13 protein-coding genes are annotated in these 14,248 nt (G+C 34.4%); 5 read left to right on the forward strand and 8 right to left on the reverse strand.

Going from position 1 to position 14,248, the window contains the following annotated elements:
• Window positions 1-35 precede the first annotated feature (35 nt).
• The 7 genes from HQN62_RS01640 to HQN62_RS01670 form a co-directional block, all read right to left on the reverse strand.
• The gene (locus HQN62_RS01640; protein ID WP_116798442.1) at window positions 36-803 is read right to left on the reverse strand and encodes a tetratricopeptide repeat protein; all 768 of its coding nucleotides are present in this window, start codon (window positions 801-803) and stop codon (window positions 36-38) included.
• A gap of 70 nt (window positions 804-873) precedes the next feature.
• Window positions 874-1,908, reverse strand: coding sequence for a VWA domain-containing protein (locus HQN62_RS01645; RefSeq protein ID WP_173503069.1), 1,035 nt, complete (start codon window positions 1,906-1,908; stop codon window positions 874-876).
• A gap of 90 nt (window positions 1,909-1,998) precedes the next feature.
• Window positions 1,999-3,000: a vWA domain-containing protein gene (locus tag HQN62_RS01650; RefSeq protein ID WP_116796703.1), complete on the reverse strand. Its 1,002-nt coding sequence runs from the start codon at window positions 2,998-3,000 to the stop codon at window positions 1,999-2,001.
• The gene (locus HQN62_RS01655) at window positions 3,000-4,622 is read right to left on the reverse strand and encodes a phenylalanine--tRNA ligase subunit alpha (RefSeq protein ID WP_173503070.1); all 1,623 of its coding nucleotides are present in this window, start codon (window positions 4,620-4,622) and stop codon (window positions 3,000-3,002) included. Before HQN62_RS01655 ends, HQN62_RS01650 begins: the two co-directional genes overlap by 1 nt.
• A gap of 95 nt (window positions 4,623-4,717) precedes the next feature.
• Window positions 4,718-5,077, reverse strand: a complete 360-nt coding sequence (locus HQN62_RS01660) for a four helix bundle protein (RefSeq protein WP_173503071.1) — start codon at window positions 5,075-5,077, stop codon at window positions 4,718-4,720.
• 132 nt (window positions 5,078-5,209) lie between these two features.
• Entirely contained in the window at window positions 5,210-6,073 is an 864-nt protein-coding gene (locus HQN62_RS01665) for a DUF58 domain-containing protein (protein ID WP_173503072.1), read from the reverse strand.
• Window positions 6,074-6,155: 82 nt separating this feature from the next.
• Window positions 6,156-7,160, reverse strand: a complete 1,005-nt coding sequence (locus HQN62_RS01670; RefSeq protein WP_116796699.1) for an AAA family ATPase — start codon at window positions 7,158-7,160, stop codon at window positions 6,156-6,158.
• A 225-nt stretch (window positions 7,161-7,385) separates the two neighbouring features.
• On the opposite strand from HQN62_RS01670, the gene HQN62_RS01675 reads away from it, so the two are divergent.
• From HQN62_RS01675 to HQN62_RS01690, 4 genes are all read left to right on the forward strand, one after another.
• Window positions 7,386-8,258, forward strand: a complete 873-nt coding sequence (locus HQN62_RS01675) for an aldo/keto reductase (RefSeq protein ID WP_173503073.1) — start codon at window positions 7,386-7,388, stop codon at window positions 8,256-8,258.
• Window positions 8,259-8,508: 250 nt separating this feature from the next.
• On the forward strand, window positions 8,509-9,648 hold the full coding sequence (locus HQN62_RS01680; protein WP_173503074.1) for an ATP-binding protein: 1,140 nt from the start codon (window positions 8,509-8,511) through the stop codon (window positions 9,646-9,648).
• A gap of 402 nt (window positions 9,649-10,050) precedes the next feature.
• A complete protein-coding gene (locus HQN62_RS01685; RefSeq protein ID WP_173503075.1) occupies window positions 10,051-10,782 on the forward strand; it encodes a metallophosphoesterase family protein in 732 nt (243 codons plus the stop codon).
• A gap of 39 nt (window positions 10,783-10,821) precedes the next feature.
• Window positions 10,822-11,346, forward strand: coding sequence for a DUF6646 family protein (locus HQN62_RS01690; RefSeq protein WP_116796695.1), 525 nt, complete (start codon window positions 10,822-10,824; stop codon window positions 11,344-11,346).
• 62 nt (window positions 11,347-11,408) lie between these two features.
• Here the strand turns inward: HQN62_RS01690 and amaB are convergent, their stop codons facing one another.
• Window positions 11,409-12,962, reverse strand: a complete 1,554-nt coding sequence (gene amaB, locus HQN62_RS01695) for an L-piperidine-6-carboxylate dehydrogenase (RefSeq protein ID WP_173503076.1) — start codon at window positions 12,960-12,962, stop codon at window positions 11,409-11,411.
• A gap of 257 nt (window positions 12,963-13,219) precedes the next feature.
• Here amaB and HQN62_RS01700 point away from each other — a divergent pair, with 257 nt between their 5' ends.
• On the forward strand, window positions 13,220-14,170 hold the full coding sequence (locus HQN62_RS01700) for an MBL fold metallo-hydrolase (protein WP_173503077.1): 951 nt from the start codon (window positions 13,220-13,222) through the stop codon (window positions 14,168-14,170).
• Window positions 14,171-14,248: the final 78 nt, after the last annotated feature.

Genomic DNA, 14,248 nt, shown 5'->3' on the forward strand with positions numbered 1-14,248 from the left:
TAAAAACTTTAATTTCTTATTGACCGTTTAAAATTCTACCAATCTTTCTCAGTTCTTCTAGGCGAGCCTTTTTCTTTATTGGCATTTACCTTATCCTGAATTTTCTTTTCCTCATTGTTTACGGCATCCAAAAGATTTTCGGTTCGTTGTTTCGAAATACCTCCCGGTTTTGGTTTTGGTTGCCCTTTGTCATCTTTGGGTTTACCATCATCTTTTTTATCTTTGTCACCGTCTTTCTTGTCGTCCTTTTTGTCTTTATCGCCGTCTTTCTTGTCGTCCTTTTTATTTTTATCCTTGTCCTTGTCTTTATCTTTGTCCTTATTTTTGTCTTTGTCTTTATTCTTATCTTTATTTTTATCGTCTTTTGGAGGCGGATTGTCTTTTAGCATTTTTTTAGCCAAAGCATAGTTGTATCGTGTTTCTTCATCTTTAGGATCGTTTCTTAAGGCATTTTTATAGGCTTCCACAGCTTGGGTATAATCCTTCTCTTTCATAAAAACATTTCCCAAATTATGAAAAGCTTTGTGCTTTTGGGATCTTGTTTTCAAACTTTTCAACGCATTCGCATACACAAATTTGGATTCCGAAAATTGATTTTGTCTGTAAATAGAATTTCCTAAATTATACGTAGCAACTGTTCTGCTAGGGAATTTAGAATGTGAAATTCTATAGTTGGCTTCGGCATCCACAAAATTCTTTGCTACATATTCCTCATTTGCTTTAGGCAAAACTTTGTCTTTCTCTTGGGCGTTGGCCACAAAAGTTAAAAGCAATAGTAGTAAGTATATAATTCTATTTTTCATTTTCATTTAAATGTTCCTTTCAAAGTATTTGCGAATAATTGCGTCCTTAGTTTACCTTGATTTTAATACTTTATTTATTCTCGTTAAATAAATTCAACTTATTTACCCAGCTAGTTTTTCTTTCCAAAAAGAAAACATCCAAAAACAACAACACAAACCCAATTCCTAAAAACCATTGAAATTGTGATTGAAAATCGGCCATTTGGGTGGCTTCAAATTCTGTTTTTTGAATTTTATCCAATGTTGCTTTTATGTATTCCAAAACTTCTTTGGTATTGTTTCCGTTTACATAACCGCCACCGGTAATTTTTGCTATAGTCGCCAGACTGTTTGGGTTTAATTTGGTTATCACTATTTCACCATTATTATCCCTTTGGTAGCTTTCGACGATTCCATTTTTTTTCAGAGGGATAGTTCCCCCTTTCTCAGTACCCAGTCCAATGGTGACAATTTTCATTCCTAGCTTCTTCGCTTCCTCCGCTGCGGATTCTGCTCCTTCAGAATGGTCTTCCCCATCCGAAATCATGATCATCAGTTTGCTGGTCTTACTTTTATCGTCAAAATAAGTTCCAGATAATTTTATCGCCTCATCCAGCGATGTTCCTTGGGACGAAACCATTCCTGGTCCCATACTTTGCAAGAACATTTTTGCTACGCTATAATCCGTAGTTATCGGCAGCACTGGAAACGCGCTTCCGGCATAAGCCACAATTCCTATTCTGTCACTTCCTAATTGATTGATAATTTGAGATACAATTTGCTTGCTTTTTTCCAAACGACTAGGAGCAACATCTTCGCAAAGCATACTTTTGGAAACGTCCATCGCAAAAACAATGTCTATTCCTTCTCTTTTTACAGTTTCAACTTTGGTTCCAATTTTAGGGTTTACCAATCCAAAAATCAAGGCAATTAGTGCCAAAAGCAAAACGCCCAATTTCAAAAAAGGTTTGAAAACAGAACGTTCTGGACTTAGTCTTTTGATAACTTCCAAATCCCCAAATTCGCGTTGCTTCTTTCTTTTCCAATATAAATTAAATAGAAAAAGTACCGCCACAACTGGCAGTAAAAAAAGTAAGTATAAATATTTTTGTTCGTCTAATTCCATAATAATTTTTGATTTTGGATTAACGATTTTTGAATGCAGATAGCAATAAATCAGAAATCACAAATCGTTAATCTTCATTCATCAATCTTTTTATATAAAACTTCTGTACACTGTATTTCGCAAACCTATTTCCAGTAACAATAAAAACCCAGCCAACAATACAAAAGGTCTGAACTTTTCGTCATAATCATAGAATTTCAATTCTTCGATTTCAGTAGTTTCCAATTTATTGATTTCACTATAAATTTGAGCTAATTTGTCATTACTAGTCGCTCTAAAATACTTTCCTCCCGTTTTTCTGGCGATATTTCTCATCAATTGTTCATCAATCTCAACCTTCATCATTCGGAAAATCAATTGCCCATTTGGTCCAAGTGCATAAGGCGATTCTGCCATTCCATTAGTACCAATACCAATAGTGTACACTTTTATACCATATTGTTGAGCGATATCCGAAGCTGTTTCAGGCTCAATAAATCCTGCATTATTGACACCATCCGTCATTAAAATAATCACTTTACTTTTGGCCTTACTGTCTTTAAGTCGGTTTACGGCTGTCGCCAATCCCATTCCAATTCCAGTTCCGTCCTGTAAAACATTATCGTATTTAATACTGGCTATAGCTTCTTGAATAACTGCTTTGTCACTCGTTACCGGTGATTTGGTATACGCTTCAGAAGCATAAACCACAAGTCCAATTCTGTCGTTGGGTCTTTCGTCAACAAAAACTGAAGCAACTCTTTTTAGCGCTTCCATTCTATTTGGCTTAAAATCCTTGGCAAGCATACTCCCGGATACATCGACCGCCACCACAATATCAATTCCTTTTGTGGTTTTTGTTTTATTGCTAATGTCAACTGTTCTTGGTCTAGCCATTGCCACAATTAATAATGACAATGACAATAATCGCAAAACGTCTAAACCCGGTTTTAATTTTGCCAATAAAGATTCTGTTCCTTTGAACCCTTGAAGAGAACTCATTTTTAGGGTAGCCGATTGCTGATTTCTTTTCCAAACTAGCCAGACAATTGCTAATGGAATTAAAAGGAACAACCAAAAAAATTCTGGATTTAAAAAGGTTATTTTTTCCATTAGTTACTAGCTGATTTAAGTTCTACCGAATTCATAATGCGGTCTGTCAATTCCGTGGCATATCTATCTCCTTCTTCGTGAAGAATCATAATTTGCTGTAATCCGCCTTCTTGTCCAAAAAGCAAGATTTCATAATATATTTTGGAACTAGTTTGACTGTTACCATCTATTCTTGAAAAAGTACCGTATCCTTTTTTGCCGGTTACCCCATTATTGGTTTGAAAATCCTCTTCTTTAACTATCATGTTTTGTGCCCCTTGCGATTCCAAGACTTTCAAAGAACCTTCAATTGCCTTAGATAAATCCAGTGCTCCTTCCTTTTTATATTTCATGGTCGAAACCATAATGTAAAAATTATCCAAAAGACTTCCATACCCAAAGGACTGCATCTCTTTTATAAGTGCCATTCCGTCTTTTGGCAATGATTTTGTCAAATCTATTCGCTTCAAGACTTTTGGGGTTTCTATAATAACTCCTGGATTTCCATACTCGCTCTTAACCCATTCTCCTTCCAGCAATTCTTTTGTTGGATGTCCAAGAATATTGTCTTTAACGTAGTCAAATCCTTTGGTTGCTATGAAGAAAGTAGTTGTCGCAAAAAGTAAAAAAACAACAGATCCAACTGCAATTGCAATACGCTGATTTCTCTTTTTTCTAAGCAAAATTTGAATTTGTCTTTGCTTTTGGGCTTCGTTCAATATAGTATCTTCTTCTATTGGCACTTCAACTGGAATCGCTTCATCCAATGTTAAAATTGCTTTTTGAATTCTATTTCTATCTTCGGTGATTTCAAATTCCAAAGGTTTTGATTTGGCAAATTTCACTAAATCGGCTTGTTTCAAAACGGTAAACAAATTCTCAATCGTTTCTTGTGAAAGCTTCATTTTTTTCTTCAATGACGCCGCTTTAAGACCCTCAATCAATTCTGAAGTCGTACTTTCCATGGCCGGAATCTCTATCGCTTCTTCGATATAATTTCTGGTAATATCCGTCAATTCACTATAATATGCTTTAACCTCACCATGTTGCCAAAGCTCTTTTTTCTCCAAAGTATTAAGTAAACTTGTCGCTTTTTCTATTGGTGTTTTATAAACTTCTTCTTCAATTTTTTTCTTTTGGCGAATTTTTGTGTACCAATAAACGAAAGCTCCAATTCCTAAAATCAATAAAATTCCCAAAAGATATTTCCACCAATCTGAAGAATCTTCTGCCTTTACAATATCTTTGATATCATACATTTTTTGTCTTAACGTATCAACCTGAACATTGGCAACCTCAACTTTTATGGAGTCAGTCAAAAACTCTTTATTATTTATCAGAATCTTTATGCTTGGAATGGTATATTTCCCCGAATCAAATTGAGTCAAGCCATACTTTTTAATTAATTCGTATCGGTCGTCTTTTTTGATGGTGTCAATTGGATACGATTGAATTACTTCCAGTGCTCCAATGTTTTTTAGTTTTGGAAAAACAACTTTGGACAAAGTATCTACCGAAGTTTTTAAAGTCAATTTAAACTCAGCTCCAATTTTATTTTTTGTGGTATCGATACTGGTAACTACTTTTTGTTGTGCAAAAAGTGAAGTCGAAAACAGTAAGTATATTAATATTTTTTTAAACATTTATTTTGGGAAATTTTGATTTTTGATTGAAGATTAACGATTTTTGATTTCAGATTTTACTCCGCACAAAAATTGTTTTCAATCCAAAAAGTATATTATTTCAAATTTGTTTTTGCAGTTTTGATACTTGTTACAAAAATAGAAATCAACTCATTTACTTCTGCTTTTACTATCATTAAATTATTTAAATCTGACGTTAAATTTGCTTTTTCGACTATTCTTAGACATACGAAAGTTTCTCTCAATTCTTTTAAACAAATACCCATTTTATGAATAAAGTCCTTTGTGCTTTCAGCGCTTTGAGCTTCACCGTAATTTAATGCTGGTGAAGTTCCAGATCTAATAATTTGTCCTCCTAAATGATTCCCAGCATAGTTTCCTTTAAACGTACTAGCCGAAATTATTATAGTAGCCGCAAAATCTATTAATCTGTTTTCAAGTTCTTGTTTATTCATTATTGTATAATTAGTTTGCAAAAAATAACCTCAAATCCAAATAAATCAAAAATCAGCTATCGTTGATCTAAAATCTTTATCTCATTCCAGAAAATCAGCAATCAAAAATCGTTAATCTTCAATCTGAAATCCCTACCTCGATTTAAAATAGCCTAATAATTTGGTCACATAACTTTCATCCACTCTCGTGTTTACAACACCTGAACCCGACTTACTGAAAGTTTCTTTAAAATAATTCACATTATCATGATAGTGCTTCTCATAATTTGTTCGCACTGATTTTGAACCTGTATTAATCAATCGCGTTTCACCAGTCTCTGCGTCAATCATCGACACCATTCCTAAGTTTGGCATTTTCTCTTCTCGAATGTCATACACGCGAATACCTGTAATATCGTGCTTTTTTGAGGCAATTTTCAAAGTTTGCTCATAGTCGCCCGACATAAAATCGGAAATGACAAATACAATGGCTTTCTTTTTTTGAGTTCCCGATAGAAACTTCAAAGCTTGTGCAATATCAGTTTTGTAACTTTTAGGTTCAAATTCTATCAATTCACGAATGATACGCAACACGTGCGAACGCCCTTTTTTGGGTGGAATATACAATTCAATTTGGTCCGAAAACAAAATCAATCCTATTTTATCATTATTCTGAGTAGCCGAAAATGCCATTGTTGCAGCAATTTCGGTAACAATCTCTTTTTTAAACTGGTTCTTGGAACCAAAGCTTTCTGAACCCGAAATATCGACCATTAACATCATGGTCAATTCTCTTTCTTCCTCAAAAACTTTGACATGAGCTTCGTTGTACCTAGCAGTCACATTCCAATCGATGGAACGTATATCGTCGCCAAATTGATATTGACGCACCTCACTGAAAGTCATTCCGCGTCCTTTGAACGATGTGTGATATTCTCCCGAGAAGATATGATCGCTCAACCTTCGGGTCTTGATTTCTATTTTACGTACTTTTTTTAAAAGCTCTTTTGTATCCATTGTTAATTTGTTTAAAGTTTAAAAGTTTAAGGTTTCAAGTCCGTTTCCAAACAACTTGAAACATTAAACATTAAACAAATTTTTAAGGTACTTCGATTTCGTTTATGATTTTATTGATAATGTCAACCGATGTAATATTTTCGGCTTCGGCTTCATAGGTAACTCCGATTCTATGACGTAAAATATCATGAACTACGGCACGAACATCTTCAGGAATTACATATCCACGACGTTTGATAAAAGCGTAACATTTGGCGGCAGTAGCAAGATTAATACTTCCACGTGGTGATGCTCCAAAACTGATTAAAGGTTTCAAATCAGCCAATTTATATTTCTCTGGATAACGAGTTGCAAAAATAATATCCAGTATGTATTTCTCGATTTTTTCATCCATGTAAACCTCACGAACCGCTTCTTGAGCACGAAGAATTTGTTCTACAGATACTACTTGATTTACTTTTTCATAACTTCCTTTAAGGTTTTGACGAATAACCAAACGCTCGTCTTCCATTTTTGGATAATCGATAACTGTTTTCAACATAAAACGATCGACTTGCGCTTCTGGCAATTGGTATGTTCCTTCTTGCTCAATAGGGTTTTGAGTTGCCAAAACTAAAAATGGTCTGTCTAATTTGAATGTGGTATCGCCAATGGTCACTTGTTTTTCCTGCATCGCCTCCAATAAAGCCGATTGCACTTTGGCAGGAGCACGGTTAATCTCATCGGCAAGAACGAAATTAGCAAAAATTGGTCCTTTTTTAATAGAAAATTCATTTTGCTTAATATTATAAATCATGGTTCCAATAACATCCGCAGGCAATAAATCGGGAGTAAACTGGATTCTGCTAAAAGAACCGTGAATGGCTTGTGAAAGAGTGTTGATGGCTAATGTTTTTGCCAATCCTGGAACTCCTTCCAACAAAATGTGTCCTTGGCCCAACAGTCCAATTAACAATCTTTCGACCATGTGTTTTTGTCCCACAATAACTTTGTTCATTTCCATAGTGAGAAGGTCTATAAAAGCACTCTCTCTTTCGATTTTTTCATTGATTGCTCTAATGTCTAAAGTCGTTGTATTTTCTTCCATTTTTTTATATTTATTCCCTTAAATTTTTATCTCTTTTATTTGATGGTGCAAATTGAATTTTTTTTTAGAAGTAAGATGTTAAAAAATGGTTAAAACTTCGACCAATCCCCTAATTTTAAGGACGAATTATGATAGTATTTACCTATTTTTAAGAACTAAAAAAAATAAACATCAAATTCATAGATTTACCCCAAAAATCACTGGGGGGAATAACAAAATAAAACCATGAGTAAAATTCCATTTTCAAAAATAATTGCAGGCACGATGACTTGGGGTGTTTGGGGCAAAAACTGCTCTACTGCACAAATGATAGAACTAATGAATTCATGTCTCGAAAGTGGTATTTCCACCTTTGATCATGCCGATATTTATGGAGGTTATACTACAGAAGAAGCCTTTGGAAAAGCCTTTGGCGAAAGCCAGATTGACCGTAAAGATATTCAGTTGATTTCTAAATGCGGTATTCAAATGATGTCTGAAAAAAGAAACAATACCATCAAACATTATGCTTATTCTAAAGACTACATTATAGCCTCCGCCGAGCAGTCTTTAAAAAATTTACAAACTGATTATTTGGATCTTTTGCTATTGCATCGGCCAAGTCCGTTGATGCAGGCAGATGAAATTGCAGAAGCAGTCGAAAAGTTAAAAATTGAAGGTAAAATTTTAGATTTTGGTGTCTCTAATTTTACTCCAAGCCAAAGCGATTTGATTGAGACAAAAACCAAAATAAACTACAACCAAATTGAGTTTTCTGTTACGCATTTGGAACCAATGATTAATGGAAGTTTGGATCACATGCAAACCAACCGAATCACTCCCATGTGCTGGTCACCTCTTGGAACTGTTTTTAGAAAAGAGGATGAGCAATCACAACGTATTCAAAAAGTTTCAAATGAATTGGCTTCCAAATATGATGTCTCCAATGATATTATTTTATTGGCCTGGATACTGAAACATCCCGCTGGAATTTTACCGGTTTGTGGCACTTCCGACAAAAACAGACTTGCCCGTTTAATGCAGGCTACCACTATTGAAATGGAACTACAGGATTGGTTTTCACTTTGGACAGCGAGTACTGGAAATCCTGTTCCATAACTGACAGTATTAAGGTTAAATGATTTTTGATTTAAGATTTAGTAAGACGTAAATTAAAATCGGCAATTTTATTGATAATTTACATATTTTTTTTCTCTAAAATTTCGATACTCAAATCAAAAACCTTAATATCATTGCCATAAGGAGAGTATTTAACTATTATTTTTTTTAAAAATATAATTCAAAAATTCATAGGGTTTCTTGTAATACATCTGAGATCAAAAATCGTTAATCTTCATTCTAAAATCAAATGATAAACAAGCGCCTTCTTATCAAAAACCTATTGGCTCACAATGATGAGTCCAGTTTTTATGATAAAAAACGACAACTGAATTTGCATTCCAGAGAAGGAAAAGCCAAATTTTTGAAGCATATTTGTGCATTATCCAATTCAAATCCAACCAATAATTCCTATATAGTTGTTGGGGTTGAAGACGAGAACAATCAAATTGTGGGAGACGATTTTTTTGATGACAGCAGAATTCAGAATTTAGTAAACGCTTTTCTTGAAAATCCGCCCAAAATTCAATACGAAAATGTTCCTTTCCCTAATTTGCCAAAAGACAAAGTAATTGGACTCGTAACCATTAAGCCCAACAGCAAAATATCTTCTTTCAAAAAAGGTATACATACGATTCCTGCCAATAGTGTTTTCATTCGTCGGGGCAGTAATACAATGCCAATTGAAGGTGAAGTAGAGAAAAATTTTCAGAATACTGAAACAGTAATTGGTATCGAAAATAATTCAAGAAACAGCATCGAATACACACTTGATGGTGTAATTGATTTTATGAATTATCGCCATAAGGACATGGCTCCAAAATATAAAGTTTTCAAAGAGTTGTTTGTCATTTGCTGGGCTGGAATTGCCAAAAAATCCAGAAACAAAACCTTTCTTTCAAGAGTCGATATTGAACTGATTAACGAACAAATCAAGTTATTCTATTCGGCTCAAGATGTAGTTGAAATTACCTATGACGACGATAGTTTTACGATTATTGAATATGTTCCTTTGGGCTTGAATGACAGAACCAGTTATTATCCTTTGGAGGAACAAAAAATCCATTTTCATGATAACGGGTATTATAAAATTGACAGAAAAATGCTTTTTGAACCACCCGAATATAATAAGAAAATGTTGTACCATATTTATAATTCGAATGTGGCTCTTTTGAATAAACTTGAAAAAAACATCAAATTATCGGAACGGGAAAGAAAAGATTTGGATCATTTGCCTTCCACTTTTATGATTTGTTATCTCAATGGTTTTGAAGATGCCAAACAAAAATTGATTGATGCCAAAACGTTATTAAAACCGTTTACACAAGTCTATCTTTCGTTTAAAGAAGCATTACGAATTTTAAGGAAAATGAAATATGACGTACAATAAGGAAGTTTCTTATTGCAATTTGATCAGCCTTAATTAGCTAAACAAACCTGTTACCCAAACAACCACATCAATTATAATTTGACAAATAAAATTGGTCATTAAAAGCAATAAAGTGAGAAGTGCATTCATTTTAAAAATTTTAAGTAAAATTACAATGTTTCAATACAGCATACAATCACCAAAAACAATGATTTTTTTGAAACTCAAAAGTAGTTAAAAATACGATACCACAACCCGACATCAACTTGGAATTCAACGGATATAAATAGCTATTCGACGGTTTTATTCTTAATAAAAACTTAAAACCATTTTAATTGGGGCACTTCTATCATCTCTTTCAAAAAAAATGTTGAACCAACACTTCTTTTCTCTTATTTTTGTAAAAGAAGAAATAGAGAATAAATGAGAACATTAGTTATTGGTGACATACATGGTGGTTTAAGAGCTTTGCATCAAATTTTTGAAAGAGCTAAGGTAAGTCCAAAAGACAAACTCATTTTTCTGGGAGATTATGTAGATGGATGGAGTCAATCCCCACAAGTTATTGATTTTTTGATAGAACTAAAAACTACCCATGATGTTATCTGCATTCGTGGCAACCATGATGAATTACTAAGAGAGTGGCTAAAAGACAGCAAAGACAATGAACAATGGTATCAACATGGTGGAGAAGCTACTGTTTTGGCCTACCAAAGTGTAAATGGAGAAACTAAGAACAAACATATAAAATTCTTGGAGTCATTAGAGGATTATTACTTGGATGAACAAAATCGGATGTTTATTCACGCGGGGTTTACCAATATGAACGGCGTTAATTTTGAGTATTTTCCTAAATTGTTTTATTGGGATCGAACACTTTGGGAGACTGCATTGGCATTAGATCCAAACATGAAAACGGATCATCAATACTATCCAAAACGATTTACGCTGTACAAAGAAATTTATATTGGTCATACCCCTGTCTCGCGTATCGGAAAAACCACTCCTGTCCGAAAAGCGAATATCTGGAACATTGACACCAGCGCCGCCTTCAAAGGCCCGCTGACTATTATGGATGTTGACACTAAAGAATTTTGGCAAAGCGAACCCCTGCCTAGTTTATATCCTACTGAAAAAGGGAGGAATAAAATCTAAATACTATATTTGCCAAAAATTTATTACCTATTTTATATTATGAAAAAGATTATAACACTTTTGTTTTTGGCTTCTTTTGGTTTAACAAATGCACAACAGGCTTTTAAGGGAAAAGGCGATGCTAAATTTAATGTGGGTGCAAACTTTCAAGACGGAGGTTCCGGGATTCAGGCATCTGCTGATTTTGGTCTTGGTGAAAATTTCTCTTATGGATTTGTAGCAACTTATTTATTAGGAGTAGATGAATTTTCAGGGATCTATGGCGAAAACACTTATGTTAACGTAAAACCAGAATTTCAAGATCGTTTTGATGCAAAATTTAGAATTAATGCTAATTTAAGCAGTGTAATTGGTGTTGAACAATTGGATATCTATCCAGGTTTGAGTTTAGGATTGCACAATTTTGGGGGTCATCTTGGTGGTCGTTACTTTTTTACTGAAGGTTTTGGTGTTTTTACTGAACTTGGCTTTCCAATTGCAAAATACAGCAATGATAAAGAAGTATTTGATCATTTAAACAATCAGGTTACCTTTAGTTTAGGAGCTTCGTTTAATTTAGATTAAATTCCAAATAAAAAGTGGCTTGTTAACCAAAACAAGCCACTTTTTTTATGAATTATAATTACCTACAAATCAAATTTTATTCCTTGTGCCAAAGGCAAACTGGTCGTATAATTGATTGTATTTGTTTGACGACGCATATACACTTTCCAGGCATCAGAACCAGATTCTCTACCTCCACCAGTTTCTTTTTCTCCTCCAAAAGCACCACCGATTTCTGCTCCAGAAGTTCCAATATTAACATTGGCAATTCCACAATCAGATCCTACAACAGATAAGAAATGTTCCGCTTCACGCAAATTGTTGGTCATAATCGCAGATGACAGTCCCTGAGCTACTCCATTTTGAACATCAATCGCATTTTCTACAGTTCCTGAATATTTGATCAAATATAAAACTGGTGCAAACGTTTCGTGTTGTACAATTTCGAATGAATTTTGCGCTTCGGCAATAGCTGGTTTTACATAACAACCGCTTTCATATCCTTCTCCAGAAAGTACTCCGCCTTCAACTAGGATTTTACCGCCTTCGGCAACAACTTTAGTTAAAGCTTGGTTATACATTTCAACTGCTTGTTTGTCAATTAACGGTCCAACGTGATTTTTCTCGTCCAATGGATTTCCAATTCGCAATTGTCCGTAAGCTGATACAACAGCATCTTTCACTTTATCGTAAATACTTTCGTGAATAATCAAACGACGAGTAGAAGTACATCTTTGTCCTGCAGTTCCCACTGCTCCAAAAACAGCTCCAATAACCGTCATTTTGATATCGGCATCTGGCGTTACAATGATTGCATTGTTTCCACCTAATTCTAATAATGATCTTCCTAAACGACCTGCAACAGTTTGAGCCACAATTTTACCCATACGAGTAGAACCCGTAGCCGATATTAAAGGCACACGTTTGTCGGCAGTCATTAATTGACCTATTGTATAATCTCCATTAATCAAACAAGAAATTCCTTCTGGAAGGTTATTTTCTCTGATTACCTCAGCGATAATATTTTGACAGGCGATTCCACACAACGGTGTTTTCTCTGATGGTTTCCAAACGCAAACATCACCACAAATCCAAGCCAGTGCTGTATTCCAAGCCCAAACAGCTACCGGAAAGTTAAAAGCTGAAATGATTCCCACAAGTCCCAAAGAATGGTATTGCTCATACATTCTATGTCCTGGACGCTCAGAATGCATCGTTAATCCGTGCAATTGACGTGATAATCCTACTGCAAAATCACAGATGTCAATCATCTCTTGAACTTCACCGTATCCTTCTTGCAATGATTTCCCCATTTCATAAGAAACCAATTTACCTAAAGCTTCTTTATTTTCACGCAATTTCTCTCCAAACTGACGCACAATTTCTCCACGTTGTGGTGCTGGCATCAATCGAAATGTTTTGAAAGCTTCGGTAGCAGTTTGCATTACTTTTTCGTAATCTGCTGGTGTGCTCATTTTTACAGAAGCAATTAATTTACCATCTACTGGCGAAAAACTTTCTAGGATTGCTCCGTTTGAAAAATGATTAATCCCTGTCGAAGTTCCTTCGTTTATGGCTTTAACTCCCAATTGCGCTAATGCCTCTTTCATTCCAAATTGATCTGCTATTGTTGTCATTGTAACTTTTTTAGTTAAAATTGTTATATTTTTGCGTAAAGATATTATTTTAAGGTCAATTTTGATACTCTCAGGATGTTAAAATCAAAATTGGAATAAAATCGACTTTTTTATAAACATCCAAACCTTAAATTATGCAATAGTAAAATTATAGCATTTTAATGGGTTCCTATCGATTTTTTCAAAAAAACACATCCATTAAAAAAGAAGGAAGTAATTTTATAATCTGAAATAAAAATTTTAAAAACCACTTAAACATGACTTCTTTCAATCGATACTTCATTGTTGTATTTTTGATATCAGCACAACTATTTGCACAAAAAGCTGCTTTTGATGTAGTTCCTTTGGGCGTAAAAGGCGGTATTGACGAAAAAAATCTTTCGGCCTATTTGGTTGCTCCCATAAATACTCACGATTATATCTGTCTCGATGCGGGAACTATAAACGCAGGGATTGAAAAAGCAATTTCGAATAAAGTATTCAATGTTTCAACAAGTGAAGTTTTAAGGAAATACATCAAAGGATATTGCATTTCCCATGCGCATTTGGATCACGTTTCGGGTTTGATTATTAATTCTCCTGCTGATTCTTCCAAAACTGTTTATGCTACAAAAAAATGTATGGAGTCAATGGAAAAGCATTATTTTAATGAAGAGACTTGGGTGAATTTTGGTGATGAAGGACCTGGTTTTCAATTGAAAAAATATCACTTCCAAACTCTTACTATTGGAGAAGAAACCAAAATTACGAATACCACAATGACTGTAAAAGCATTTCCGCTAAGTCATGTGAATCCTTTTGAAAGTACTGCTTTTTTAATCAAAAACGGAAATAATGCTGTTTTGTATTTGGGCGATACTGGTCCGGACTCAGTTGAGAAAAGCAATGATTTAAGCGAATTATGGAAAGCTGTTGCTCCTTTAATTAAAAATAAACAATTAAAAGGGATTTTTATAGAAGTTTCATTTCCAAATGAACAACCGGACAACTTATTGTTTGGGCATTTGACTCCAAATCATCTTGTGAAAGAACTTCATAAACTAGAAGAATTAGCTGGAAAAGGAAGCCTTAAGAATTTCAAAATTATCATTACCCATTTGAAACCACCAAGTCAAAATATTGTAAAAATTAAAGAGCAGTTACAAAAAGGGAATGATTTAGGAGTACAACTGGTATTCCCTGAACAAGGAAAGCGTTTTGAATTATAGGCGTTAGGAGAAATTGAACCGCAAAGTTCGCAAAGAATTACGCGAAGTACGCAAAGCTTTGCGTACTTAACTTTACAT

The sequence above is a fragment of the Flavobacterium sp. M31R6 genome, assembly GCF_013284035.1.
In the GTDB taxonomy this organism is placed as follows: domain Bacteria; phylum Bacteroidota; class Bacteroidia; order Flavobacteriales; family Flavobacteriaceae; genus Flavobacterium.